Source organism: Phenylobacterium sp., from assembly GCF_013911965.1.
In the GTDB taxonomy this organism is placed as follows: domain Bacteria; phylum Pseudomonadota; class Alphaproteobacteria; order Caulobacterales; family Caulobacteraceae; genus Phenylobacterium.
In genome coordinates this window covers 149,075-175,228 of record NZ_JACESE010000009.1, presented here as the reverse complement: position 1 = coordinate 175,228, position 26,154 = coordinate 149,075, and the positions used below count along the sequence as shown (strand labels likewise).

Genomic DNA, 26,154 nt, shown 5'->3' with positions numbered 1-26,154 from the left:
CAGCGCTCCCCCCGCTTGCCCCCGCACCCGCCGCGGGCCATATCCGTCGCATGGATCAAAACCTGCTCGCTGAGCTGATCGACGCGGCCAAGAGGGCCGGGGCCGATGCGGCCGAGGCTGTGGCCGCCGAACGCCAGGCCCTTTCCATCACCGTCCGTGGGGGCGAACTGGAGGAGGTGGAGCGCGAGGAGAGCCGCGACCTCGGCCTGCGCGTCTTCGTCGGGCGCCGGCAGGCGACCGTCTCCGGCTCCGACCTGTCGCCCGAGGCGCGCGCCAAGCTGGTGGAGCGGGCCGTGGCCATGGCCAGGCTCGCGCCCGAGGACCCCTATGCCGGCTTCGCGCCGGAGGAGCGGCTGGCCCGCGGGCCCCTGCCGGACCTGGAGCTCTATGACGCCACCGCCCTTTCGCCGGAGACCCTGGAGGACCGGGCGCGGGAGGCCGAGGCCGCCGCGCGGGCCGTGCCGGGCGTGGTCAATTCCGACGGGGCCACGGCCGGCTGGTCGTCCGCCCGCTGGGTGATGGCCACCAGCCACGGCTTTTCCGGCGCGCACCAGGCCTCGGGCTTCTCGCTCGGCGCCTCGGCCATCGCCGGCGACGGCCAGTCGATGGAGACCGGCTATGACGGGCGCTCCACCCGCTGGCACGCCGACCTGCCGGACGCCGCCGGCATCGGGACCACGGCGGGCGAGCGGGCGACCGCGCGCCTGGGCTCGCGCAAGATCGCCTCGACCACCGCGCCGGTGATCTTCGAGAACCGCGTGGCCATGTCGATCATCAGCCCCCTGATCGGCGCCATTTCCGGCCCGGCCATCGCCCGCGGCTCCTCCTTCCTGAAGGACAGGCTGGGGAAGGAGGTGTTCGGCAAGCACGTGACCATCACCGACGATCCGCTGCGTCCGCGGGGCCTGGGCTCGGCCCCCTTCGACGACGAGGGCGTGGCGGCGACGAAGATGGACCTGATCGACCGCGGCGTGCTGACCACCTGGCTGCTCAATTCCGCCAGCGCGCGGCAGCTGGGTCTCGAGACCACCGGCCACGCCTCGCGCGGGCTGGCGGGGCCGCCGGGCGTGGGGGTCTCGAACCTGACGGTGCAGCCGGGGACCGACGACAAGGCCGCGCTGATGAAGTCGGCGGGGACGGGCCTCTTGGTCACCTCCATGTTCGGGCCGTCGCTGAACGGCAACACCGGCGACTGGTCGGTGGGGTGTTCGGGCTTCTGGTTCGAGGACGGCGAGATCGCCTATCCGGTCAGCGAGATCACGGTCGCCGGCAATCTGATCGAGATGTACGCCCGGCTGGTCCCCGGATCGGATCTGGAGATCCGGGGGGCGTCGAACTCGCCCTCCCTGCTGGTCGACAGCCTGGCGATCGCGGGCAAATGACGACCACCGCCGCCGAGGACCTCTCCCTGCTCCTGGCGGCGGCCGTCGAGGCCGGGACGCTGGCGCTCGACCTGCGGGCGCGGGGCCTGAAGGTGGCGTGGAAGGAGGGCAATTCCCCCGTCACCAACGCCGACTTCGCCACCGACGCCCTGCTGAAGTCCAAGCTGGGCGATGCGCGGCCGCACTATGGCTGGCTGTCGGAGGAGACGGCCGACGACCTGGACCGCCTGTCGCGGCGGCGCGTCTTCGTGGTCGACCCCATCGACGGCACGCGCGCCTATATGAAGGACCGCCCCTGGTGGGTGATCTCGGCCGCCGTGGTCGAGGACGGCCAGCCCATCGCGGGCGTCGTCTATGCCCCCCAGGTGGGCGAGGTCTACACCGCCACGGCCGGCGGCGGGGCCTGGCTGAACGGCTCCATGATCGCGCCGGCCCGCACCGAGCGGCTGGAGGGCTGCGGCATGGTGGGCGACGCGCGGATGTTCGGCCATCCGTCGTGGCCCGAACCGTGGCCGAGGATGCGGGTGGAGGCGCGCAACTCCACCGCCTATCGCATGTGCCTGGTGGCCTCGGGCCAGTTCGACGCGGCGCTGGCCCTGGTCAACAAGGCCGACTGGGACCTGGCGGCGGCCGATCTGGTGGCCCGGGAATCGGGCGCCTGGTGCGGCGATCATCTCGGTGGCGCGTTCACCTACAATCAGCAGGTTCCGTCGCAGCGTAGCCTCTTGTGCGCGACGCCGCGGCTGGCCCCATTGATCATGGACCGCGTCCGGCATATCGCCATACCAAACTGACCCTCGCTGAGGATTCTATGCCCGACAAACAGCTTTTGCACATCGTGATCGGCGGCGAACTGGAGGATGTGGAGCACATCCATTTCCGCAATCCGAAGGAGATCGACCTGGTGGGCGCCTTCGCCTCCTACGAGGAGGCCCTGGCCGCCTGGCGCGCCAAGGCCCAGGCCACGGTCGACAACGCCCTGATGCGCTACTTCATCATCCACGCCCACAAGCTGCTCGATCCGGGCTCGGGCGACGAGCACAAGGCCGGCTGAGCCGCGCTTAAGGCCGCGCCGCTTCGAACACCACGGGCAGCAGGGCGTCGCCGGCCGCGACGACGTCCGCCTGGGCCTCGGCCGGCGCCAGCCGGGCGCGATGGAAGACCGCGCCCATCAGGGTCGACCAGAGGAAGGCGTCCAGGCCGTCGGCGTCCTCCACCCCGCTGGCGCGCAGTATGCCGAGCGAGGTGGCCCCGCGGGTGGCGCGGTTCTCCTCGGCCAGCGGCCGCAGCGCCGGATCGCGGGCCGCGGCGCGCACCAGGGCGCTCAGGGCCCGCACACGGCCGGCCTGGTTGATGAGCAGGTCGGCGCCCAGGGTCGGCCAGTTCAGCCGCCGCTCCTGCCCCTCCAACACCTGCAGGCGCACCTGGCGGTGCAGCTCGTGGAAGGCGGCGCGGACCAGGTCGCTCTTGGTCCGGAAGAAGTAAGTGGTGGCCGCCAGCGACAGGCCGGCCTTGGCCGCCACCTCGCGCTGGGTCATCCGCGCCACGCCGCGCTCGCCGATCACCGCGATGGCCGCGGCCAGGATCTTGCGCGCCCCCTCGGCCGAGGGGGCGTCGGCCAGCAGCCGCACGGCGGGGTCGGGCGCGGCGCCGGCCAGCGGGGCGCGTGACAGCCGCGCCTCCAGCCGCGCCAGGGGATCGATGATCCAGGCCGCGCGCACGGCGGCGTCGGGCTCGCCCATCAGCAGATCCACCAGCCCCTGGGCGAGATAGGCGAAGGCCTCGGCCGCCTCGCCCCGCGCGCCGCCGGCCTGCGCCGCCGCGCGCCAGTGGTCGGTCCAGGCGGCGGCCTCGGCGGCCACGTCCTCGCCGTGCTCGGCGAAGCCCGCCTCCGCCTCGCCCCAGAAATCGGACATCAGCAGCAGCCAGGGCCGCAGGTCGTCCAGCGCCCGCATCATGGCCGCCGCCATCCGTGCGGCCTGCGAGCTCCAGGCCGCCGCCGGGGCCGTGGCCGGCGGATTGGCCGCCCGCCAGGCGCGGCAGTGGGCGACGCAGGCGCGACGCACCTGGCGCGTCAGGGCCGGCAGACCGCCGAAATGGTAGTTGGTCGCCGAGACGCTGGCCCCCGCCCGCTCGGCCACGGCTCGGGCCGTCACCGCCTCCAGCCCGGCCTCCAGCGCCAGGTCGAGGGCCGCCGCGGCCAGCCGCTCGGCGGCGCCGGAACGGGAATCGCGCGCCGTCTCGCTCATGTGCGCTTCATGGCGCAGGGCGCTTCGGCTGGCAAACTGTACATTCGTTCTCTCTTAGGCCGCGCGCTTGACGTGCGGATCGCAGCCCAGCCGCGTAGATCGGTGACAAATCGGCGTTTGATCCGCGGATGTCGCGAAAACTTCGCGCAGGCTTCACACTGTACATGCGTTCGAATTGATATCCGACCGCCCGTCTCAAGACGGGGGTCTCCATGTCGCAACCAGCTCGCCGGGCCTTGAAGGCCCTCCTCCTCGCCACGGCCATGTCCGCGCCGCTCGCGGGCCTCGCCCACGCCCAGGCTCCGGCCGCCAGCCCGGCCGCCGCCGCATCTGTCGAAGGCCGCGTGGTCGACGGGGCGGGCCGCTACCTCGCCGCCGTGCAGATCGCCGTCCCGGCTCTGGACCTGCGCACCAGCACCGACCGCGAGGGCCGCTTCGAACTCGCCCTGCCGGCCGGCGCGCACCTGGTCGAGGCGCGCTATCCCGGCTTCGAAACCCGTACGATCCAGGTGAGCGCCCCGACCGCGCAGCCCCTGCAGATCGTCCTCGGCCGCACGGACCACACCGAGGTCGGGGAGGTGGTCGTCACCGCCAGCCCGATCGTCGGCTCCCAGGCCGCGGCCATCGCCCAGCAGCGGGCGGCGGAGAACATCGTCTCTATCGTCGCCGCCGACGCCATCGGCCGCTTCCCCGACCAGTCGGCGGCCGCGGCCCTGTCGCGCTTGCCGGGCGTGGCCATCGAGCGCGACCAGGGCCAGGAGCGCTACGTCCAGCTGCGCGGCGCGCCGGAGCGCTGGACCGTGGTGGCGGTGGACGGGATCAACGTGCTGGGCGCCGAGGAGCGGGTGTTCCGCTTCGACTCCGTGCCCGCCGTGGTCATCCAGTCCCTGGAGATCAACAAGACCCTGACCCCCGACCAGCCGGCCGAGGCCCTGGCGGGGCGGATCAACATCGTCACCGGCTCGCCCTTCGACCAGCGCGGCCTGCACGTCTCCGGCGACGCCGGCTATGGCGAGATGGAGCTGGGCGACGGGCCGCAGCGGCAGTTCTCCGGCCGCGTCTCCTGGTCGGGCGACCGCTTCGGCGTGACGGCGGCGCTGGCCCACTACCGCCGCAACCAGACGACCGACAACCGCGAGATCACCTGGAGCCGCGACGGCGACATGTCGACCGCCGACGACTTCTCGTTCCGCTCCTATCGGCTGGAGCGGGAGAACAACGCCGGCCACTTCGGCGTCGAATATCGCCCGGACGGCGGCGGCCGGATCTTCTTCGACAGCCTCTATTCGGAGTTCATCGACCGCGAGCAGCGCAACCAGTACGACTTCCAGCTCTCGCGCGCCCGCACCCAGTCGCCGGCCAACCGCGTGGGCGACTCAGGCTTCGTCGACGGCGCCGGCTATACCGGCACCTGGCAGTACGGCCGCTACTACTCCGACACCTTCGCCAACACCCTCGGCGGCGATCACGAGAACGTCTTCGGCTGGGACGTCGCCTGGCGGCTGAACTACACCCACACCGACGCCGGCATAAACCTGCCGCTCGTCCAGGAGAACTTCGCGTCCGGCACGGGCCGCCTGTCGCTCGCCTGGACCGGCGCCGAGGCCGGGATTCCGGACCTCGACCTCTACCGCTCCACGCCCGGCGCGACCTTCTCCCGCGGCGCGGCCCTGGCCGATCTGCCGCAGACGGGCTCCGTGGTCGACGTGCTGATCCCGATCGTCGCGGAGACGAACACCGACTCCTGGACCGGCCAGCTCGACATCGCCCGCGACTGGACCTCCTTCGGCGCCGCGGCCGTGCTGAAGGCGGGCGTGAAGTACGACCAGCGCCGCGCCGACGGCAACACCTTCTCCGGCCTGCCCGGCGCCACGCCCCAGCTGCAGGTCCTGGCGGGCCGGCTCGGGACGACCTGGAGCGTCACCCCGCGCATCACCGCCGCCCCGTGGGACAGCGATTTCCAGCGCGGCTGGGGCGTGACCTATGTCGACAATCCGGGCCTGCGCGAGGACCTGGACGCCCTGTTGGCCCAGGCCACGGCCGCCGGCCTCTACGATCCGAACGGTCTCGTCCAGCCGCAGGACCGCTTCACGGTCGATGAGGACATCCTGTCGGCCTACGTTCAGAACAAGTGGACTCGGGGCCCTGGGAGATCCTGGCCGGCCTGCGGGTGGAGCGGGTGGACCTGACCAGCGCCGGCGTCATCGCCGCCGGGGGCGTGCTGACGCCGCTGGAGGTGGAGAACGACTACACCGACCTCTTCCCCTCGCTGCACGTGAACTATGAGATCACGCGCGACATCAAGGCGCGCGCCGCCCTGATCCGCGGCGTGGCCCGCCCGTCCTTCGGCGAGATCCGCACCAGCGTGGCGGTCGACGACGTCAGCGAGACCGTCACCGGCGGCAACCCGGACCTGGAGCCGGAGCGCGCGTGGGGCCTGGATGCGGCTCTGGAATGGTACCTGCCGGGCGCCGGCCTCGCCTCGGTCAGCGCCTTTTACCGGAAGGTGGACGACGTGATCTTCGACGCCACCACGGTGATCACGGACGACCGCTACGACGCGGGGGGCGTGGACCGGACCGGCTATGACTACGCCACCACCCTCAACGGCTCGGACGGCGAGCTGAGCGGCGTCGAGTTCGCCTATCTGCAGCAGTGGGACTTCCTGCCGGGTCCGCTGGCGGGCCTCGGCTTCCAGGGGAACCTCACCTTCCTGGACGGCGAATTCAAGACGCCGGGCGGAACCACCTCGGCCTATCCGGGCATGTCGGACACGCTGGTGAACGCCTCGCTCTTCTACGAGCGCTACGGGGTCTCGGCGCGCATCTCCTATCAGTGGCGGGACGCCTGGCTGGACGAGCCGAGCGTGGGCGCCACCGACGAGACCTACTGGGACGCCACCGAGCAGCTCGACCTGTCGCTCCGCTACCAGGTGCGGCCCGAGCTGACCCTGTTCTTCGACGCCAACAACCTGACCGACGAAATCGGCCGCCGCTACCAGGGCGCGACGAACCGCCCGATCGAGGTGGAAGGCACCGGCCGCCGCTACCTCGCCGGCGTGCGCTTCAACTTCTAGGGAGAAACGACCGATGACCCGACAGCTCATGCTCGCGAGCGCCGCCCTCGCCGCCGCCGTCCTGACGACGGCGGCCTCGGCCGCGGCCCCCCTCACGCAGGCTCCCGTCACGCAGGCCGCCGTCGCCCAGGAGGGTCGCACCTTCACCGTGACCTGGAAGGCCGCCAAAGCGGGCGCCCCGGTGGACGTCTATGTGGCCGCAAGGCCCGACGCTCCGCCCGCCCAGCGCCGTCTGGCGGCCAATGACGATACCGATGGCCAGGCGACCTTCACCGATCCCGCCGGGGCCGGCGTTCGGCCCTACTTCTTCGTGCAGGGCGACGGCGCCCGCCAGGGCCTGTGGACCGCCGCCCGCGTCGTGCCGCTGGAAGGCGCCGCCAACTTCCGCGACATCGGCGGCTATCCGACAAAGGACGGCCGCCACGTGAAGTGGGGGCAGGTCTACCGCTCCAACACGCTGGCCCGCCTGACGGCCGCGGACTTCCAGAAGGTCAATGCGCTGGGCGTGCGCCTGGTCTGCGATCTGCGCACCGACGAGGAACGGGCCATCGAGCCCACCCTGTGGGTCGGGACCGCGCCGGTGTTCGTGAACTCTCCCAAGGCGAGCCTGGGGGCCAACCTGTCGGAGCTCTTCGGCAAGGGACCGCTGACCGCGGAGTCGATGCGCGCGACCTTCATCGGCTTCTACGGCCAGATGCACGAGCAGTACGCCGGGGAATACCGCGAACTCTTTAAGCGGCTCCTGGCCGGCGAGACGCCGATGCTGATGCACTGCTCGGCGGGCAAGGACCGTACGGGCGTCGGCTCCGCCCTGGTTCTGAGCGCGCTGGGCGTGCCGCGCGACATCGTCGTGGCCGACTACGCCATGAGCGAGACGCTGCTCGGAACGAGCCTGACGATCAATCCCGACGACCCGGACGCGGCCATGTTCGCCCGCCTGCCGCCGGAGGTGATACGGGTGCTGATGCGGACGGAGCCGGCCTATATCGAGGCGACGTTCGCAGCCATCGAAAAGCAGTACGGATCGGTGGACGCCTATCTCGAAAAGGCGCTCGGCGTGGGACCCGAGGAGCGTGCGGCGCTGCGCGCGCGTCTGACGGAGTAGCGGACAAGGCGGCCCTTCGTCGAACAACTGTCATCGTCCGCGGGCAGAATGTCTGCGACGGAGGCCGCCTTGATCCAACTGCAAAACCGCCTGCCGGCCGTGGCGCTCGCCACGGCCTTCGCGTTGTCGCTCGCCGCCTGCGCGGCGTTCGATCCGGAGCTCCGCTCCGACTCGCCCAAGGATCCGACCCTGACGGGCGTTCCCGTGCCGGCCGCGGCCGAGACGCAGGCCGTCGGCACCGCCCGCAGCGACGCCGCCGACGATCCGGAAATCTGGGCCGATCCGCGCGACCCCTCCCGCGCCGTGATCTTCGGCACCGACAAGAAGGCCGGCCTCTACGTCTACGGCCTCGACGGCGAGGTCCGCGCCTTTCTGCCGGAAGGCCCGCTGAACAATGTCGATCTGCGCCCCGGCTTCCTGGTCGGCGAGCGCGAGCAGGTGCTGGTGGCCGCCAGCCATCGCACGCGGGGCGGCGCGCTGCTGTTCCTGATGGATCCCGCCACCCTCGAGGTGAAGACCTGGGGTCTGGCGAGCGCGCCCGTCTCCGAACCCTATGGCCTCTGCATGGGCCGCCGCGGCGAGGAGACGCTGGTGGTCGTGGTCGGCCAGGCCGGCGACGTGCGCCAGCTCCGCATCGCGGCCGAACAGGGCCGGCCCACCTGGGTGGAGGAGCAGGCGTTCGCCGTCGGCTCGCAGGCCGAGGGCTGCGTCATCGACGATGCGACCGGCGCCCTCTATGTGGGGGAAGAGGCCAAGGGGATCTGGCGCTACTCGATCGATCCCGCAAAGGGCGGCGCCCGCACCCTGCTGGAGCCCGCGCCGGGTCCGCGCCTGACGCCCGATGTCGAGGGCCTCACCCTGCTGCGCGACTCCGGCAAGACCTATCTGATCGCCTCCAGCCAGGGCGACAACGCCTTCGCCGTCTGGCGCGTGGCCGGCGAGGCCGCCGACTACCAGGGCCGCTTCTCCGTGGCCGCGGCCGGCGACGTGGACGCGGTGACCGGCACCGACGGCGTCGCCGCCCTCGGCGGCCCCGTGGGCCCCTATGCGGAAGGGCTGATCGTCGTCCAGGACGACGCCGACACCGAAGGCGCGACCGGCGGCGTGGTCCGCGAGCTGCAGAACTTCAAGCTCGTCGACTGGCGCGCCGTGAAGTCGGCCCTGGAAATCGACCCGGCGGCGCCTTAGGCCTTCCACCCGACACTGCGGACGATCCGCACGCCAGCGACCCTGTCTGGAGAAAGACCGATGAAGAAGCTTCTGGCCCTCTGCGCCGCCGCGGTCGCGATCAGCGCCGCCGGATCGGCCCACGCCGCCCGCGACTATGTGTGGGCCGCGGGCTCCTCGACCGTCTTCCCCTTCACCACCCGGGTGGCGGAGAATTTCGGCCGCAAGACCGGCATGAAGGCGCCCAAGGTGGAGTCGCTCGGCACCGGCGGCGGCATCAAGCTCTTCTGCAGCGGCGTCGGCGACAACTTTCCCGACATCGCCAACGCCTCGCGCCGGATGACCGCCGCGGAGTTCGACACCTGCCGGGCCAACGGCGTCAACGACATCGTCGAGATGAAGGTCGGCTTCGACGGCATCGTCATCGCCGCCGACCGCAATGCGCCGACCTATCAGTTCCGCCTGCCGCACCTCTATCTCGCCCTCAGCGCCAAGACGCTGCGCGGCGGCCAGTTCGTCGACAATCCCTACACGAACTGGAACGAGATCGGTCCGGGCCTGGCCGACAACCGCATCCTGGTCTACGGCCCGCCGCCCACCTCGGGCACCCGCGACGCCTTCATCGAACTGGGCATCGAGGCCGGCGCCCTGACCTTCCCGACCGTTCAGGCGCTGAAGGCGCGGGACGAGGACGAGTTCAAGCAGACGACCCATCCCCTGCGCCGCGAGGGTTGGGTCGATGCGGGCGAGAACGACAACGCCATCGTCCAGACCCTGACCAAGACGCCCGGCGCGCTCGGCGTCTTCGGCTATTCCTTCATGGAAGAGAACCAGGACCAGGTGAAGGCCATGCCGATCGACGGCGTCGAGCCCACCGTGCCGACCATCGCCGACGGCTCCTACCCGCTCTCGCGCTCGCTCTACATCTACGTGAAGAAGGCCCATGTCGGCGTGACCCAGGGCCTGCAGGAGTTCGTCAACGAGTTCGCCTCCGACGCCGCCACCGGCCGCGGCGGCTATCTGCAGGGCCGTGGCCTGATCCCGCTGCCGGCCGACCAGCACGAGGCCATGAAGAGCGTCGCCTCCGGCATGACGCCGATGCGCCGGCCCTGACCGGCGTCTGAGCCAGGCGAGGCGGCGCACCCTTGTCCGATCTCGCCTGGCTGATCCTGCCCGTCCTGATCGGCCCCTTCGTCGGCAGCTTCCTCGGCCTCGTCTCGGTCCGGCTGCCGCGGGGGCTTCCGGTCGTCTTCGGGCGCTCGGCCTGCCCCGGCTGCGAACGGACGCTCGGCCCCCTGGACCTCGTTCCGATCGCGTCGTTCATCCTGTTTCGTGGGCGCTGCCGGACCTGCGCCGCGCCGATCCCGCGGCGCTATCTGGCGCTTGAGCTCGCCTGCCCGGCGCTGGCGCTCTGGGCCGGCCTGGCCCATCCGGGCGCCGAAGGGGCCCTGGGCGCGCTCTACGCCTGGCAACTCCTGCTGCTGGCCCTGCTGGACGCCGAGCACTTCTGGCTGCCGCGGCTGCTCACCCTTCCCCTGATCGTCACGGGCCTCGCTGCGGCGTCCCTGGCTGGCGCCGGGGCCCTGGCCGACGCCGCCCTCGGCGCGGCCCTGGGCTTCCTCGTCCTGGCGCTGATCGCCTGGCTCTACAGACGGCTGCGCCGACGCGAGGGCCTGGGCGGCGGCGACGCCTATCTGCTGGCGGGAGCCGGCGCCTGGTGCGGGGCCTGGGCCCTGCCGACCATCATGATCGCGGCCTCGCTGAGCGGGCTCGCCGCCGTGCTCATCCTGCGGCTGATCGGCCGGCCCGTGGCGGGCGACCAGCCCGTGCCGTTCGGCGTCTTTCTGGCCCTCGGGGGCTGGCTCGCCTGGCTTTACGGTCCGCTCGGCCTCTAGCGGCCGAGGCGCCCCGCCTGGGTTCGGCTGTAGCCGTCGAGACCGCGGACATAGCCGGCGTCGGTCAGCACCGCATCGAGCTCCGGCCGCGTGGTGCGCAGCGTGGTGGTGAGCTGGTAGGCGCCGTCCGGGCGGACGATCAGATCGGCCTGCACATCGACGCCCTCGGCCTGCCCGGAAAGCGGCAGGCGCACCGCCCCGTCGGCGCAGGCCGGCGCGCCGCTCAGGACGAGCCCCGGCAGGGGCGCGCCGTCGAGGGCGAGTTCGCTCAGCCGCACCTGGCCGCCCGCCCTGCGACAGGCTCCGCCGAGGACATCGAGGCTCAGGTCCGAGAACTCCGCCAGGCCGGACAGGGGGAACTGTGGCGCGAGCGCCGAGGTGGGCGCGGTGAGATCCATGTCGTGGAAGGCTGCGCCCTGCGGCGCCAGGCGCAGCGTCCCCTTCGCCTGGTCGGCCGAGAAGCCCAGATGAACGCGGCCGATCAGCAGCGTGAAGGGGTTGAGCCCCAGGCGGACCTCGCCGAGGGGCAGGTCTCGGAAGCTGGCGCCCTGCAGACGGCCGCGCCAGACCGTGCCGCTGACGCTCTGGGCGGAAAGGCCGGCGGCGGCGGCGCGTTCGCCGAGAACCAGGCTCAGAGGCGCGGCGGCCAGGAGCGCCAGGACGGCGGCCAGGGCGAAGAGGCCGGCCAGGGCGCGGCCGTCCAGCCGCTGCGGGCTCATGGGGCGGCCCGCACGAAGGTGGCGTCGAGGTCGAGGACGCCGCCCTCGCCCTTCACCAGGGTCAGATGGCGGGCGGCGACCCCCTGCTCCCGGGCCAGGAAGGCGAGCCAGGGGAGGATCGACGTGCTGGGACCCGACACCACCGCCTGGACCCCGCCCTCGGCCGCCTCGACGCGGACCACCTGCAGGCCGGCGACGGCCGCCGTGTCGGCGACGACACGGTCCACCGGTCCGGCGGCGGACGATGCGGACGGCGCCTGTCCCTGGGCGGCGACACGTTCGGCCACCGCGTCCACCAGGGCCTCGTCCGCCCGCGCCTGGGCGAGGTGATCCCGCGCCGATGCGGCCGCCGCCTGGAGCGGCGCGGCGACGCCGAACCAGAGCAGGAAGCCTGCGACCAAGGCGCCCATGACGCCGAGCAGCACCTGTTCGCGCCGAGAACGGCCGTTCCACCAGTCGCGCATCAGCGGGCTCCCAGAATGATGTCGGCGACCACGCGGTCGCCCTCTTCGCGCGAACCCTCCTCGCGCATGGAGAGCCCCTCGGCCTGCAGGGCCTGGGCGAGGGCTTCGGTGTCGGAATAGGCCGCCAGGCTGACCGCCGCGCGGGCCGTGCCGTCGGGCATGATGATCAGGCTTTCGAGCTGCGCCTGGTCGAGCGGCTCCAGCGCGCCGAGCAGGATGGCGGCCAGGCCGCTCGCGCCGCCGCCCTGTCCCACCATCGCCTGGGCGAGCAGGGCTTCGGCCTGGACGGCGACGTCGGTGACCTCCGCCCCCTCGGGCAGCAGGGCGGCGAGCTTGGCCTCCGCGCGGGCCTCGGCGCGCTCGGCGCGGATGTGGAAGGCGGCGGCCTGGGCGCCCCAGATGACGAGGGGGCTCAGCAGCACGGCGGCGGCGAGCGCGGCCACGCGACGGAAGTCCCGCCAGCCGAGCTCGGCCTGCCGCTTCGGATCGAAGGCGCCCTGCAGCAGGTTGACCGCCGGGGCGCCGGCGGCCTCGGCCAGGGCCCGCTCCAACGCCGGCCCTTCCAGGCGCGTCTGCGGACGGTCGGCCGCCACCGCCGCGACGAGATCGGGCTCGCCGCTGAAGGCGAGGCGCGCGCCTCGCACCGCCACGGTCTCCTCGAAAGCCGCCGTCAGGACCGCCTCATCGTCCGGCGGCGCCGGGAGCGCCAGGCAGTCGGGGATCACCACCTCCGGCGAAAGGCCGTGCAGGCGCGCATGGTCGAGCCAGGCCTGAAGCCGACGGGCGGCGATGACGGCGCAGGGCCGCAACCCCTCGGCGTCCGCCGGACCGACGGCGGCGTGGGCCCCCTCAGGCGCCGCCAGCTGATCCTCCAGCGCGGCCAGCGCAGCCCCGCGCGCCTGGGCCTCGCTTCCGGCGCGCAGGGGCAGCCAGCGGACGAGCACCTCGGCGCCCGGGATGACGAGCACCGTGCGCAGCGGGGCGAGCGCCGAACCGTCCTGCACGGCGAGCACGCCGCGGCCGACGACCGAGCCGAGCTCGTCCAGGATCAGATAGGCGGGTTCAGCCTCCGGCGTGTGGCCGGCGATGACGATGCGGGTTCGGTTCATTCGTCGTAGGTCCATCGGCGGGCGGTCAGGCGGACCTGGCCGGAGGTTTCGACCTCGAAGAGGCCGCTGGCGACCACCTCGGCGTCGAGATAGTCGACCTGCGTCTGCAGGGCGAAGAAGCGCGGGCGGGCGGAGACCTGGAGCTCTCCGTCGAGGGGGATGTGTTCCCGCATCGCCGGTTCCTGCCAGAAGCTCGTCTGCGTCCAGCCTTCGGCCGGACGCCCCTCGATCAGGCGCGCCCCGGCCGAGGGGCTGAGCGCGCCCTTGGTGAGCATGGTGATCAGAACGCCCTGTTCCGGGGTCAGCGTGTTGACGTTCACCGGCGAGAGGTCCGTGGTCGGCAGGGCGCAGACCCAGGGCCGCATGCGCGCATAGGCCTCCGGCGTGAAGCCGCGGATGGCGCGCAGTTCGCTCGCCTCAGCCAGCAGGGTTCCGCCGGTGCGGTAGCCGGCCTCGCCGTCGAGATAGGCTGCGTCCTCCGCCCCGCCGGCCTCGCGAACGGCGTCGGAATCGATCCAGTCCGTCAGGGCGGCGGCCAGCATCTCCGCGTCGCGCGGAGCGAAGCGCAGGCCCTCCAGGAGGGCGCGGAACTGCTCGGCGCCGGCGGGGCGGGCGGAGAGTTGCTCGCCCACGCCCTGTACGACGCTGTTCAGGTTGAAGCAGGCGGTGGCGTCGCTGATCCTGGTCTGAATCAGCCCCTCCTCCACCGGGAAGCTGTAGGCCCGGCCGTTCCAGCCGCCGGCGGCCGTGATGCGTTCGGGGGAGGCGCGCAGCAGTCGCTCCACCTGTTCGCGCGCCAGGGCCTCGGCGCCGAGCGCGTACCAGCGGGCCTGGCCCACCGCCTGGGCGTTGGCCGTGCGGCGCAGGCCGAAGCGGATGTCGTCCAGCACCACGGCGGCGAGCGTCGCCAGCACCGCGACGAGCAGCAGGACGGTGAGCAGGGCCACGCCCCGTTCGGCGGCCGGACGAGTCCTCACGACAGGGCCCCCGGCAACAGGACCACCTGGGTGATCTCGCCGAAGTCCTCCAGCTCCATGGTCAGGCGGATCGCCTGCGGCAGGGGTTGGGTTGGCGTGCCGGCCCAGGCCGGCGCCCACTGGCCGCGCGAATAGAAGTCCACCTCGGCGCGGCGCACGCCGCGCAGCAGCACCTGGGGTTCGCCCAGCGGGGCGCCGTCGAGCGCGGCGCGGGCGCGGCGTTCGAGCCGGTCGCCCTCCAGCTCGTACTCGACATATTGCATGGAGGCCCGCGGCGCGGCGTCGGGATTGTCCCAGCCGCGGCGGGTGAAGGCCAGAAGCGGCGTTCCCGGCGCTTCGCCCCCCGTCAGCGCCCGGCCGGCCGCGCCGTCGGCGGTGCGGGTGCGGCGGTCGGCCGCCTGTTCCAGGTCGGCCTTGATCAGGGCCCGGGCGCTCTGCAGGGCGGCCAGCTCGTCCATCCGCTCACGGACCACGGCGCGATTGTCGGCGGCGAAGCCCAGCACCGCCACGCCCGCCGCCGAAAGCAGGCTGAAGATGGCCAGCGCCACCAGCATCTCCACCAGGGTGAAGCCCTTCATGCGCCCCCCCGGAAGACGGTGACTTCCGCCGCCACCTGGCGCTCGCCTTCGGCGGCGACCTGGACGTCGATCCGCAGCAGTCCCTCGGTCGCCGTCACCGTGCGCCGCCAGAGCCAGTCGCGATCGCCCAGCCGCGCGGCGCCGTCCTCCTGGCCCAGCGTCGGCGGCTGCGGCGAGATGAGCGCCTCGATGGCGGCGTTCTCGGCGACCATGGCGGCCAGGGTGCGCGTCTCGACCACCTGGGCCGTCCGCGTGTTCTCGCCCGCCAGGTTCAGGAGGGCGAGCACGGCGAGGCTGAAGACCGCCAGCGCCACCAGCAGTTCGATAAGGGTGAACCCCCGATCGGGGGCCAGGTCAGCGGCTGGGCGCATCGATCCGCACCTCGCCGGTTTCGCTCACCGCCACCCGCATGCGCTGGTCGGCGCGGGAGACCGTCACCTCCGCGGGCTCGGCCGCGCCGGTGGGGTCGAAGCGCACGCCGTCCCGGCCGTCCAGAGCCGTCAGGCGGGCGGTGACGCCGTCGTCCCAGCGGTGGGCCTCGAACGGGTCTGCGGCCAGCGCTTCCCATTCGCCGCGGCGCAGGGTGCGGAAAGCGTAGCCCTCCCCGTCCACCTGCACCTCGACGGCGCGGTTGGTCAGCAGCGCCTCCTCGCGCGCCCGCTGCAGGCGCACGGCGAAGGCCTCGGCCTCGCGGCGCACCTCGCCGCGGCCGTCCGGCGCCGTCATCACCACGGCCGCGCCCAGGAGGCCGATGATGACGAGCACCACCATCAGCTCCACGAGGGTGAAGCCGGCCTCCGAGCCCTGGCGCGGACGCGGCTCAGTTCCAGTTGCCGATGTCCGCATCCTCGCCTTCGCCGCCCTTGGCCCCGTCGGCGCCGAACGAATAGACGTCGAACCGGCCGCGCTCGCCGGGATAGGCGTACTGATAGGGATTGCCCCAGGGATCGTCCGGCAGGCGGCGGATATAGCCGCCGTCGCGGTAGCGCTCGGGCCGCGACAGGCCGGCCGGCGCCTGGACCAGCGCCTGCAGCCCCTGGGCCGTCGTCGGATAGGTCAGCATCTCCAGCCGGTAGGTCTCCACCGCCTGCTCGAGGGTGGAGATGTCGGCCTTGGCCTTTTCGCGCATGGCGCGGTCCTGGCTCGGCAGGACATTGATCATGACCACCGTGGCCAGGAGGCCCAGGATCACGACCACGACCATCAGCTCCACCAGGGTGAAGCCGGCCTCGCTGGCCGGACGGGTGCGGATGTCGCGACGGGTCATGCTTACTCCTTGAATGACGCGCCTAGCCGAAGGCCAGGGTGTTGATCTGCAGGATGGGCAGGAGGATCGAGAGCACGATCACCGCCACCAGCCCGCCCATGAGGACGATGATGGCGGGCTCCAGCAGGCTGAGGGCCACGGCCGTGAAGGTGGCGAACTCCCGCTCCAGATATTCCGCGGCGCGGCCCAGCATCAGGTCCACCCGGCCGCTGTTCTCCCCGCTGGCGGCCATGTAGACCAGCAGCGGCGGGAAGACGCCCACCTTGCGCATCGCCGCCGACAGGCTGCCGCCCTCGCGGATCATCTCGGCCATGTCGAGGGTCGCCTGGCGCAGGACACGGTTGTGGACCGTGGGAGCGGTGATCAGAAGCCCCTCCAGGATCGGCAGGCCGCTGGCGATCATGGTCGAGAGCGTGCGGGCGAGCCGGGCGGCGTGAAGGTCGCGGATCAGGCGCCCGATCAGGGGCAGGCGCAGCAGGGCGGCGTCGGCCCGCAGACGGATCTCCGGCCGCCGCAGGGCCTGGGCGGCCCCGAAGCCCGCGATGACCAGCAGGGCCAGGATGACGAGGCCGTAGCTGCGCACCGCATCCGACGCGCCGATCACCACCCGGGTGAGCAGCGGCAGGGTCTGGCCCATGGATTCGAACTGGTCGACCACCTTGGGCACCACGAAGGTCATCAGCGCCAGGACGACCAGCAGGGCCGTGACGGCGAGCACCGCCGGATAGATGAGCGCGGCGGTGACCTTGCTCTGGGCCTCCTGGTCACGCTCGAGCAGGTCGGCGAGGCGTTCGAGGATGGACGGCAGCGAGCCGGAGCTTTCGCCCGCCGCCACCATGGCGCGGTAGAGCGGCGGGAAGGCCCGGCCCTCGCGCCCCATGGCGTCGGAGAGGCGATAGCCTTCCAGCACGCCGGCATGGACGGCGTTCAGCGCCCGGCGCACGGCGGGCTTCTCGGCCTGGGCGGCGATGGTGCGCAGGGACTCCTCCAGCGGCGCCACGGCGATCAGGGTGGCGAGCTGCCGGGTGACGAGGGCCAGCTGGCGCGTGTCCAGCCGCCCGCCCAGCACCGGCGCGGCGGAGGACGGACGGGCGGCGCCGGGGCTGACCTTCACCGGAGCCAGGCGGCGGCGCTCCAGCGTCTCGCGGGCGGCGGCCTCGTCGGGCGCCTTCAGGCTGCCGGTGCGGGTGCGGCCGGCCAGGTCGAGGGCGACATAGTCAAAGCTCGCCATGGCCCGCCGTCTCCTGGCGCGTCACCCGCAGCGCCTCCTCGACCGTCGTCAGGCCTTCGAGCACATAGGCGCGCGCCTCGCTGGACAGGGTGCCGCCGCCGGCCGCCTGGGCGGCCGCGGCGATGTCGTCCTCGCCGGCGCTCTCGCTGATCAGGCGGCGGATGCGGTCGTCCACCCGGATGGCCTCATAGACGCCGACGCGGCCGGCATAGCCGGTCTGGCCGCACTGGGCGCAGCCCTGGGCGCGGAAGAGCATCTGGCCCTCGGCGACACCGGCGAGCCTCGCCGTCGCGGCGTCCGCCGGTTCGGCGCGGCGGCAGTGGGGGCAGAGGCGGCGCACCAGACGCTGGGCGATGATGACGCGGATCGTGGAGGCCAGCAGGAAGGGCTCCACCCCCATGTCGCGCAGGCGCGTGACGGCGCCCGCCGCGTCGTTGGTGTGGACGGTCGACAGCACCAGATGGCCGGTGAGGCTGGCCTGGACGGCGATCTGGGCGGTCTCCACGTCGCGGATCTCGCCGACCATGACCACGTCCGGATCCTGGCGCAGGATGGCCCGCAGGCCCGCGGCGAAGGTCATGCCGACCTTGGCGTTGACCTGGGTCTGACCGACGCCCGCCACGGCGTATTCGACCGGGTCTTCGATCGTCAGGATGTTGCGGCTGGCGTCGTTCAGGCGCGTCAGGCCGGCATAGAGGGTGGTGGTCTTGCCCGAGCCCGTGGGCCCGGTGACCAGGATGACGCCGTTGGGCTCGCGCAGGGCCGCCTCGAAGGCCGAGAGCACCGCCGGGCGCATGCCGAGCTGTTCCAGCGGAATGCCGGCCTGCTCCTGGTCGAGGATCCGCATCACCACCCGCTCGCCGGCGCGCGAGGGCAGGGTCGAGACCCGCACGTCCAGCGACCGGCCGCCGAGCGCCAGCGAGATGCGGCCGTCCTGGGGCACGCGCCGCTCGGCGATGTCGAGCCTGGCCATCACCTTGATGCGGCTGACGATGAGCGGGGCGAGCCGCGGCGACAGGCTGAGCACCTCGCGCAGCACGCCGTCGATGCGCAGGCGGACGAGGAGCGCCGTCTCGAACGGCTCGATATGGACGTCGGAGGCGCCGCGGCGGATGGCCTCGGCGATGACGCCGTTGATGAGGCGGATGATCGGCGCGTCGTCCTGACTGTCCAGCAGGTCGGCGGCGGCGGGGATGTCTTCGGCCAGGCTGTCCAGTCCGCCCGGCATGTCGAGGTCGTCCGCGCCGGAGGCGGCCAGGCCGTCGCCCGCATAGGCTTCCGACAGGCGACGTTCGAACTCGGTGCGCCCCAGCGGCTCCACCCGGAGCGGCCGGCCGAGCGCGCGGCGCGCCTCGGTGAGCGCCAGCGGGTCGGCGCCCTCGCGCAGGCCCACGCGCGCGGCGCCTTCGGACGCCTCGTCGACGCCCAGCAGGACCACGCCGTGCCGCTTGGCGAAGCCGTAGGGCAGCAGCGGATGGACGGGGGCGGTCATCTCAGTTCGCCGTCGGCGGCGCGGGCGGCGGCGGGATCGCCGGGGCGGCCGTCACGGGCTCCGCCTGCATGTAGTCGCGGACGAGAGCGTCGAGGTCGCTGATCCCGTCGGGACTGCGCGAGAGCTCCTGGCGACGGATGTAGTCATAGCGCGGCGCGGTGACCGCCCGGGCCGAGGCGGCGCTGTCGATGATGGTCGGGCGGATGAAGACCATCAGGTTGCGCTGCACATTGGCGCGGGAATTGGAGCGGAAGAGGTTTCCAAGCACCGGGACGTCGCCCAGGATCGGCGTGCGCTCCACCGTCACCCGCTCGTTGCGGTCCAGGAGCCCGCCCAGCACGACGATGTCGCCGTCGTCCACGGCCACGGTGGTTTCGATCTCGCGCTTGTCGAGGATGAGCTCGTTGAAGTCCTCGCTGACCGGCCCGGCGATGGAGGAGACCTCCTGGCGCAGGAAGAGCGTGATGGCCCCGCCCGCGTTGATCTGGGGCTTCACCTCCAGCTGGATGCCGACATCCTGGCGCTGCACCGTGCGGAAGGGGTTGGTGTTGGCGTCGCCCAGCACCTCGCCCGTGGTGATCGGGATCTCCTGGCCCACCAGGATGGTGGCCTCCTGGTTGTCGAGCGTCATCACCGAAGGCGTGGAGAGCAGGTTCGAGGTCGTGTCCGTCTTCACCGCATTGATGATGAAGCCGAAGATGGCGTCGTCGTTCTGGCCGTAACCGCCGGCGATGATGCCGCCAGCGCCCAGGAGGGAATCGAGGGCGGCCTGGCGCAGGCTCTGGAGCGCCGCGGAATCCTCGTCCAGTTCGCCCTCGGCCGCCGCGGCGGCGCCGAGGGTCAGCAGGTTCGGCGCAGTGTTCGAATAGTTGGTGGCGGCGAAGGGCACCGAGGAGCCGTTCTGGCCGGCGATGGCGAGCTGGACGCCCAGAGCCTTGGCCGCGTTGTCGGACAGCTCGACCACGATGGCCTCGACCAGCACCTGCCGGCGGCGATTGTCGAGCTTGCGGATCACCTCCCCCAGGACGCGCTGGGTCTCGGGGTCGGCGGCGATGATGATGGAATTGGCCCCGGGATAGCGGGCGATGTTGGCGCGCCGCCCGCCGCCGCCGGCCGTGGCCGTCTGGCCCTGCCCCGCCGCGGCGGCCGCCGCCGGCGCGGCGGACGCCTCGCCCTCGCCGCCGGCCGGCGTCACGGCCTGGCCGACGAGTTGCTGCAGGACCGGCACCAGCTGTTCGGCGTCGGCGTGCTGGAGGTTGATGACGCGGACGTCGCCGCTGGTTTCGGCGCGGCGGTCGAGGTCCTCGACCACCGACAGGATGGGGCGGACGGCGTCCGGCTCGCCGCGAAGGATGAGCGAATTGCTGCTCTCCACCACGACGACCGAGACGATGCCGTTGCGGGCGTTGGGATCGGCCCCGGGCGGGTTGAGCAGCTGATTGACCACGCCGGCCATCTCCCGCGCCGAGGAGGATCGCAGCGTCACCGTCTCCGTCAGCGTCCGATCGGTGTCGATCTGGCCGAGCAGGCTGCGGATGCGCGCCAGGTTGTCGGCATAGTCGGCGACGACCAGCAGGTTGCCGCGGGGACTCGGCATGACCACGCCCTGGCGCCCGATCAGGGGCTTCAGCGTCTCGGCGGCCGAGGCCGCGTCGATGCTGCGCAGCCGGAAGACCTGGGTGGAGAAGCCGTATCCGCCGCCGCCCGACAGGCTGGAGGGCTGGGCCGCCGCCCCCTCCTCCGGCGTGATGCGGTAGACGCCGGCGCCGGCCGGCACGGCCACCAGGCCGTTGGCGCGCAGGGTGGAGAGCATCACCTCGAAGAGCTCCGTCCGCGACAGCGGCTCCTGGCTGGTGATGGTCACCTTCCCCTGGACCCGCGGGTCGATGATGAAGGTCTGGCCGGTGGCCCGGGCCACGTCCTGGATGAAGACGCGGATGTCGGCGTCCTGCAGGTTCAGGATCTGCTGCTGAGCATAGGCGGGTGCAGGCGGCAGGCTCGCGCCTGTGGCCGTGACGAGGGCGAGGGCGCAGATCAGTCGTTTCACGGGGCAGTCATCCGCAGGCGTGTGGTCATGACCTGGCCGCCCCGCTCGTAGCGGAGGTCGACGTGGCCGGCCGAGGCGAGGATGTCGGCGAGTTCGCCGACGCGTTCGGGGTTGAGTTCGGAGCCGTCGACGGCGAGCAGCACGTCGCCCGGCTGGAGGCCCGCACGGGCGAGGATGGCGCTCCCCTGTGCGCCGCGCGCCATGACGGCGTAGCCGGCCGGGCGGCCGCCCTGCATGCGCGGGGTCAGCGTCATGGCCGCGCGCAGCTGAGCGCCGGTGACCGCCGCCTGGCTCTCGCCCGTGGCCGCAGCCGGAGGCGGCGGCGGAGGAGGAGCCGCGCCGTGCGTCGCGCCAGGGACCGGAAAGCTCAGGCGCCGGGCGCCTGCGCCCTGTCCCAGCATCACGTGGTCGGCGGCGACGGCGGCGAGGGTCAGGCCGCCCGGCAGCCGTTCGCCGACGGTGTAGAGCCGCTGCTCTCCGCCGGCTGCGCCGATGATGGCCGAGCCGCCACCGGGACCGCCGGTGCGGACGCCGAAGAGCTGGAGATCGCCTTGCGGGGCGGCGTCCGCGGCGGCGGCGGCCGCCAGGCCCTGGCGGAAGAAGGGATCGAAGCGGGCGAGGATGTCGGTGTCAGCGGCGGTCGTCGGCGCGGTGACGGCGGGGGCGCCGAGGGGCCCCGGCGGCGGGGCGGCGAGACTCCAGGCCAGGCGTGCGGCCTGGACGCTCAGGACCACGACGAGGGCCACCTCCGTCACGGCCAGGATCGTCCGGGGCCGAACGGAAACGCCGCGGATCACGGCGGGAAGGTTCACGGAGTTCTCCGAAGTCCCGAGGATCAGGTGGGACGCCAAAAGGGCGCGCCCGCCGGGAGTTCATGTAAACTTTCAGTGACAAACGGATGACAGCGGCCGGGTTTGGAGACGCTTCGCCGCACCTGTCCGAAAATAATCCGGGGACGGCGCATTCGCCGCCCCCGGAGCGACCCGTCAGAAGCGGGTGGAAACGCCGACCGAGAAGGAGCGGCCGAGGTCGTAGGTGTTGTTGTTCACGCGGCCCGAGCCGAGTTCCTGATACTCCTCGTAGTCCTCGGCCAGCAGGTTGCGGGCCTCGAAGGAGAAGGTCAGGTCGTAGCCCATGACCGGGACCATCTTGCGATAGGTGAAGTCCACGATCGTGCCCGGATCCTGATAGAGGTCGGGCTGGCCGGGACGGCCGCGGGCGGTGATGCGCTCGCTGGCATAGGCCACCAGGAGGGTCGCCTGGGACTGGGCGACATCGTCCTCGAAGCCGAACTGCAGGTTGGCCAGATGCTCGGACTGGCCTTGCAGCTGGCTGCCGTCGGTCACGTAGTCTTCGGCCGGACGGGAGGCGCCGCCGCCCGCCAGCGGGAAGACCACGTCGCCCGAGTCCACCTGCACTTCGGACTTGGAGTAGGTGTAGTTGGCCTGGATCAGCCAGCGCTTGTTGGCGAGCCAGGGCGTGTCGACGACGGGCTCGAAGACCTTCTTCACCTCGGCCTCGACGCCGTAGAGCATCGCCTTCGGGGCGTTGATGTAGGTCTGCTGGACCGTCGCCCCGGCCTCGTTGACCACCGACTCGATCGGCTTGTCGATGTCCTTATAGAAGGCGCCGAGCGTCAGATACTGCTGGTTGGCGAAGTACCATTCGTAGCGGGCGTCGATGTTCAGAAGCTCGCTGTCGGTCAGGTACGGGTTGCCGATGAACAGGCGGTCGTTGTCGGGGTCGAGGTACTGTTGCGGCGCCAGTTCGCGGAACTGCGGACGGGCGATGGTCTTGGACGCGCCGAAGCGCAGCTGCATGTCCTCGTAGAAGTTCCAGGTCACCGTCGCCGTCGGCAGCCAGTAGGCGTTTTCCAGCGGATCGGGAACCGCCGGGCTGGAGGCGCCGAACAGGTCGATCGGCGTCACCGACTGGGTGGCGTCTTCGTAGCGGACGCCGGCCGCCAGGCGGACCAGTGGGAAGATCTCGGCGTCGGCCTGGATGTAGGCCGCCTTCGTCTCCAGCGCCGCCTCGTAGGCCGCGGCCCCTTCGGCGCCGGTGGTCTCGCGGATCACCAGACCGTCCGGCCGGATGTTGTAGTCCGACAGCAGGAAGTCGACGCGCTGCATCTGCTCGGCGAGCGACAGCGAGTTGTTCAGCGCCAGGAAGCGGAACTCGCGGGCCTCGGCGTGGCGGTCGTTGTCCATATAGGCCACGCCGCCCGACAGGATCACCTCACGCACGCTGGACAGCGGCAGGGTGTAGGAGAGGTCGAGGCCGGCGCTGAGCACCGAGTCCTCGACTTCGCTGAAGCGGGTGTAGTTCTGCTCCTGCGAAGCGTTGTGCAGATAGACGCCGTTCACCAGGCGGTAGCGGATGCCCTTCTCGTAGGGGGCGTCCCGCGAGGTGCGGGCGAAGGCCGTGCGCCAGTCGACCTGCAGATCGCCGAACTCGTGCGCGCCGGTGAGCTGGGTGTTGATCAGGGCGCGCTCGAACCACTCGGTGTAGTCGTCGCGCACGTCCGCCCCGGCCAGTTCGTCGTAGCCGGCGCGCGAGCGGGCTTCCTTCGTGGTCGAGTGGACGTAGAGGTTGGTCCAGCGGATCTCGTTCTGACCCCAGTCGAGGCCGACGCCGAGCAGGCCGTTCAGCACAACGTCGTTCTGGGTGGAGACGTAGTCGTAGTCGGTGCGGACCTCGAGATCCGAACCCTGGACGATGCCTTCCTGCTGAACGCCGTGCCGGGTGCGCCAGGAGTTGTCGAAGCCGGCGACGGCGACCACGCCGAGCGAACCCCAGCCGAGGTCGACCGAGGTGCCGGCCGAGACGTCGATGGAGTAGTTCGGGTCGATGCTGGAGGAGCGCTGCAGCAGGTTCAGCGGCGCATTGACGAAGGACTGGCCGATGTCCTGGAGCTCTTCGTCGGTGAAGTTGGAGCTGTCGACCCGCAGACCGCTGCGCAGCGCCAGGTCAAGCTCGTCCGGGGTGTCGCGCGTGCCGTCGTCATAGCCCGTCCAGTCGGTGTCGGAGCCGTAGTAGACGAGGCCGTCGTCGAAGGTGGTTTCGGTGTTGCCGCCGACGCTGAAGCCCAGGGACACGAAGGGCTCGTAAGGCACGGCGACCGTCTGCAGGTCGATCACGCCGCCGCCGAACTCGCCGGAATAGGCGGCCGAGTAGGTCTTCTGCACCGTGGTGCCGGCCAGCACGTTCGACGGGAAGAGGTCGAGCGGCACGACGCGCTGCAGCGGCTCGGGGCTCGGCAGCGGCGAGCCGTTCAGCAGGGCCGAGGAATAGCGCTCGCCCAGGCCGCGGACATAGACGAAGCGGCCGCCCACGACCGACAGGCCGGACAGGCGGGTCAGGGCCTCGGCCGCCGTATCGTCGCCCTGCCGTTGCAGGTCGTCGGCGGTCAGGATGGTGGCCACTTCGGCCGTTTCGCGCATGACGTCGGGGATGTAGCGACCCCGGACGACCAGTTCCTCGACCTCGGTCTCAGACCCTTCCGTCTGAGCAAGGGCGGTCTGCGGCGCAAACAGCGCCGTCGTCGCGAGCAGCATCGCGCTCAGGGAAAGGGAGATCTTCATGTTCGCAGCCCTGTGGGAATCGACGTGGACGAGATCGGGCGGCGGGGACGATCCCCGCCGCCCGAGAGCCGTCAGCAGGACGAGCCGGACGTCAGGCCGCAGGTCCAGCCCTGCCACCAGGTGTCGCTCGAGTTCCGCACCGCGCCGATGTAGGTGGTGTTGGTGAAGAAGGACGAGATCGAGGTCAGGTTCGCGGCCGGGACCGCGTTCTCGTTCGCGCCGTTGATGAAGGTGCTCGTCAGGGTCGACGTGCCGTTGGCGGTGTTGTTCGCACCCGCCGCGAAGATGGCCTGGGTGGCCGTCGCGCCGACGTTGGAGTCGTCACGGAAGGCGACCGGGCAGGAGAAGAACACCGAGTTGAACGAACCGGTGGTGTTCGTGTCGTCGATGTCGAGGCAGGCCGCCGTCGTGCCCGAGGCCGTGAAGACCGAGTTGGCGAACACGTTGTTGGTGCCCGAGTTCATGACGATCACGTCCGAAGACCCGCGGCCGACCATGGTCACGTTGGCGAACTTCGGATTGGAGGCCGGGGTCCGGTTGGAGCCGGAGGCCTCGTTGCCGCGGTCGCCGCCGTTGGCGCGCTGGACGACGATGGCGAACTGGATGGCGCCGTTGAAGCCGACGTCGGTGTCCATGCTGTCGTCGTCATTGCCGGTCAGCACCAGGTGCTTGGCGTTCACGGTGCCGCCGAACCACTCGATGCCGTCGTCCGACGAGTTGTGGACCTGGATGTAGTCGAGCAGCGTGCCCGAGCCGACGCCGGCGAAGGTGATCCCGTTCAGCTCGTTGTTCGGCAGGATCTGGAAGCCGGAGTGCTGGACGCGGACATACTTCATCACGCCGCTGTTATCGGTGGCCGAGTTGCCGCCGTAGAAGGCGTTCGTGCCTTCGACCTGGGCTTCGCAGTTGGCCGTGCCCGGGGCGGTCGTGCCGGGGCAGTTGGAGATCGGCGCGCGGCCCAGGACGACGAGGCCGCCCCACTGGCCGATCGAGTCGACGCCGGTCGTGCCCTCGACGCTCTGGCGGCTGGTGAAGACGATCGGCTGGGCCGAGGTGCCTTCGGCGTAGATCTGCGAGCCGCGGTTGACGACGATGTAGTCGAGACCGGCCGAACCGAAGAGCTTCACGCCCGGCTCGATGGTCAGCGTGCCCTTCACCGCGCCGGCCTTCGGCGCAGCGGCGTCGCCGCCCATGTCGTCGCCCACGTCCACGCGGCCGCTGATCGAATAGATGGTGCCCGAGCGCAGCGGAACCACGAGGTTGCCGGTGATCTTGGCCGGCAGCTGGCAGTTGCGCAGGGTGTTGTTGGCGATCGTGCCGACATTGGTGAAGCCGGTCGGGCAGTCGCTGGCCGCCGAACCCGAGCCGCCCGAGCCGCCGCCGCTGCCGCCGCCCGAGCCGCCGCCGTTCGACGGCGGGAAGGCGCCCTCGCCGGGCGAAGCCACTTCCGACGCGCCGCCGCCGCAGGCCGCCAGGGCCATCGCGCTCAGCGACATGATCAGAAGGTTTCTGAGATTGGTGGTGCCGGTCATCTTGCTCTCCGCCGTGGCGATGAAATTCGCAGGCGCCGGCCAGTCCCAAGTCTCCCCCGAGACCTGAACGCCCGCTTGCCCGAGGTCCTTCTAGGTAGCCTCCGTGACAGGTCGGGAACGGTTGTGTGACAGTTCCTTGCAGCCGCGGTTGTGCGGCGCCTGAGCAACGCTACGGTCTAACCGACTGTTTTTCGGTCGTTTTTATCCGCGCCGGAGCGAGGCGAGCCGAGAACAGCGTTCTCCGTTCGGGGCGTTTGAATTGGGGAAGGCCGAAATTTGTCCG

Annotated in this window: 24 protein-coding genes; 9 read left to right on the top strand and 15 right to left on the bottom strand. The window is 71.6% G+C overall.

Annotated features, from left to right (window positions below; genetic code table 11):
• Nucleotides 1-50 precede the first annotated feature (50 nt).
• Genes H2041_RS11335 through H2041_RS11325 form a run of 3 tightly spaced genes read left to right on the top strand, consistent with a single transcriptional unit; the run spans nt 51 to nt 2,436 of the window.
• Nucleotides 51-1,382: a TldD/PmbA family protein gene (locus H2041_RS11335; protein ID WP_293412714.1), complete on the top strand. Its 1,332-nt coding sequence runs from the start codon at nt 51-53 to the stop codon at nt 1,380-1,382.
• A complete protein-coding gene (locus H2041_RS11330) occupies nt 1,379-2,176 on the top strand; it encodes a 3'(2'),5'-bisphosphate nucleotidase CysQ (RefSeq protein WP_293412704.1) in 798 nt (265 codons plus the stop codon). Before H2041_RS11335 ends, H2041_RS11330 begins: the two co-directional genes overlap by 4 nt.
• A gap of 17 nt (nt 2,177-2,193) precedes the next feature.
• On the top strand, nt 2,194-2,436 hold the full coding sequence (locus H2041_RS11325; protein WP_293412702.1) for a DUF4170 domain-containing protein: 243 nt from the start codon (nt 2,194-2,196) through the stop codon (nt 2,434-2,436).
• Nucleotides 2,437-2,443: 7 nt separating this feature from the next.
• Here H2041_RS11325 and H2041_RS11320 read toward each other — a convergent pair whose 3' ends face one another.
• Complete coding sequence (locus H2041_RS11320) at nt 2,444-3,631, bottom strand: helix-turn-helix domain-containing protein (RefSeq protein ID WP_293412700.1); 1,188 nt, start codon at nt 3,629-3,631, stop codon at nt 2,444-2,446.
• A 212-nt stretch (nt 3,632-3,843) separates the two neighbouring features.
• On the opposite strand from H2041_RS11320, the gene H2041_RS11315 reads away from it, so the two are divergent.
• The 6 genes from H2041_RS11315 to H2041_RS11290 all read left to right on the top strand — a co-directional run bounded on the left by H2041_RS11315 (nt 3,844) and on the right by H2041_RS11290 (nt 10,874).
• Nucleotides 3,844-5,820 carry a TonB-dependent receptor gene (locus H2041_RS11315; RefSeq protein ID WP_293412698.1) on the top strand — a complete coding sequence of 659 codons (1,977 nt, stop codon included), beginning with the start codon at nt 3,844-3,846 and terminating at the stop codon, nt 5,818-5,820.
• Nucleotides 5,763-6,707 carry a TonB-dependent receptor gene (locus H2041_RS11310; protein ID WP_293412696.1) on the top strand — a complete coding sequence of 315 codons (945 nt, stop codon included), beginning with the start codon at nt 5,763-5,765 and terminating at the stop codon, nt 6,705-6,707. Before H2041_RS11315 ends, H2041_RS11310 begins: the two co-directional genes overlap by 58 nt.
• A gap of 13 nt (nt 6,708-6,720) precedes the next feature.
• Nucleotides 6,721-7,812, top strand: a complete 1,092-nt coding sequence (locus H2041_RS11305; protein ID WP_293412694.1) for a tyrosine-protein phosphatase — start codon at nt 6,721-6,723, stop codon at nt 7,810-7,812.
• A 69-nt stretch (nt 7,813-7,881) separates the two neighbouring features.
• Entirely contained in the window at nt 7,882-9,000 is a 1,119-nt protein-coding gene (locus H2041_RS11300) for a phytase (protein ID WP_293412692.1), read from the top strand.
• A gap of 60 nt (nt 9,001-9,060) precedes the next feature.
• A complete protein-coding gene (locus tag H2041_RS11295) occupies nt 9,061-10,092 on the top strand; it encodes a substrate-binding domain-containing protein (protein WP_293412690.1) in 1,032 nt (343 codons plus the stop codon).
• Between the two features lie 32 nt (nt 10,093-10,124).
• Nucleotides 10,125-10,874 (top strand): A24 family peptidase, encoded by a 750-nt coding sequence (locus H2041_RS11290; RefSeq protein WP_293412688.1) that lies wholly within the window; start codon nt 10,125-10,127, stop codon nt 10,872-10,874.
• Here the strand turns inward: H2041_RS11290 and gspN are convergent.
• The 14 genes from gspN to H2041_RS11220 form a co-directional block, all read right to left on the bottom strand.
• Nucleotides 10,871-11,593 carry a type II secretion system protein N gene (gene gspN / locus H2041_RS11285; protein ID WP_293412686.1) on the bottom strand — a complete coding sequence of 241 codons (723 nt, stop codon included), beginning with the start codon at nt 11,591-11,593 and terminating at the stop codon, nt 10,871-10,873. The genes H2041_RS11290 and gspN overlap by 4 nt on opposite strands.
• Nucleotides 11,590-12,057: a type II secretion system protein GspM gene (gene gspM / locus H2041_RS11280; RefSeq protein WP_293412684.1), complete on the bottom strand. Its 468-nt coding sequence runs from the start codon at nt 12,055-12,057 to the stop codon at nt 11,590-11,592. Before gspM ends, gspN begins: the two co-directional genes overlap by 4 nt.
• The gene (gene gspL / locus H2041_RS11275) at nt 12,057-13,166 is read right to left on the bottom strand and encodes a type II secretion system protein GspL (protein ID WP_293412682.1); all 1,110 of its coding nucleotides are present in this window, start codon (nt 13,164-13,166) and stop codon (nt 12,057-12,059) included. Before gspL ends, gspM begins: the two co-directional genes overlap by 1 nt.
• Nucleotides 13,163-14,143 (bottom strand): type II secretion system minor pseudopilin GspK, encoded by a 981-nt coding sequence (gene gspK, locus H2041_RS11270; protein ID WP_293412680.1) that lies wholly within the window; start codon nt 14,141-14,143, stop codon nt 13,163-13,165. The genes gspL and gspK overlap by 4 nt, the downstream gene beginning before the upstream one ends.
• Nucleotides 14,140-14,721, bottom strand: a complete 582-nt coding sequence (gene gspJ, locus H2041_RS11265; protein ID WP_293412678.1) for a type II secretion system minor pseudopilin GspJ — start codon at nt 14,719-14,721, stop codon at nt 14,140-14,142. The genes gspK and gspJ overlap by 4 nt, the downstream gene beginning before the upstream one ends.
• Nucleotides 14,718-15,092: a type II secretion system minor pseudopilin GspI gene (gene gspI / locus H2041_RS11260; protein ID WP_293412676.1), complete on the bottom strand. Its 375-nt coding sequence runs from the start codon at nt 15,090-15,092 to the stop codon at nt 14,718-14,720. The genes gspJ and gspI overlap by 4 nt, the downstream gene beginning before the upstream one ends.
• On the bottom strand, nt 15,076-15,567 hold the full coding sequence (locus H2041_RS11255) for a GspH/FimT family pseudopilin (RefSeq protein ID WP_293412674.1): 492 nt from the start codon (nt 15,565-15,567) through the stop codon (nt 15,076-15,078). Before H2041_RS11255 ends, gspI begins: the two co-directional genes overlap by 17 nt.
• Nucleotides 15,542-15,988, bottom strand: coding sequence for a type II secretion system major pseudopilin GspG (gspG, locus tag H2041_RS11250; RefSeq protein WP_293412672.1), 447 nt, complete (start codon nt 15,986-15,988; stop codon nt 15,542-15,544). Before gspG ends, H2041_RS11255 begins: the two co-directional genes overlap by 26 nt.
• A 22-nt stretch (nt 15,989-16,010) precedes the next feature.
• Nucleotides 16,011-17,219 carry a type II secretion system inner membrane protein GspF gene (gspF, locus tag H2041_RS11245; protein WP_293412670.1) on the bottom strand — a complete coding sequence of 403 codons (1,209 nt, stop codon included), beginning with the start codon at nt 17,217-17,219 and terminating at the stop codon, nt 16,011-16,013.
• Nucleotides 17,206-18,711, bottom strand: a complete 1,506-nt coding sequence (gspE, locus tag H2041_RS11240; RefSeq protein ID WP_293412668.1) for a type II secretion system ATPase GspE — start codon at nt 18,709-18,711, stop codon at nt 17,206-17,208. The genes gspF and gspE overlap by 14 nt, the downstream gene beginning before the upstream one ends.
• Before the next feature lies 1 nt (nt 18,712).
• Complete coding sequence (gene gspD / locus H2041_RS11235) at nt 18,713-20,758, bottom strand: type II secretion system secretin GspD (RefSeq protein ID WP_293412666.1); 2,046 nt, start codon at nt 20,756-20,758, stop codon at nt 18,713-18,715.
• Nucleotides 20,755-21,570 (bottom strand): type II secretion system protein N, encoded by an 816-nt coding sequence (locus H2041_RS11230; RefSeq protein ID WP_293412664.1) that lies wholly within the window; start codon nt 21,568-21,570, stop codon nt 20,755-20,757. Before H2041_RS11230 ends, gspD begins: the two co-directional genes overlap by 4 nt.
• Before the next feature lie 174 nt (nt 21,571-21,744).
• Entirely contained in the window at nt 21,745-24,339 is a 2,595-nt protein-coding gene (locus tag H2041_RS11225; RefSeq protein WP_293412662.1) for a TonB-dependent receptor, read from the bottom strand.
• A 71-nt stretch (nt 24,340-24,410) separates the two neighbouring features.
• Entirely contained in the window at nt 24,411-25,871 is a 1,461-nt protein-coding gene (locus tag H2041_RS11220) for a hypothetical protein (protein ID WP_293412660.1), read from the bottom strand.
• Between the last annotated feature and the right edge of the window lie 283 nt (nt 25,872-26,154).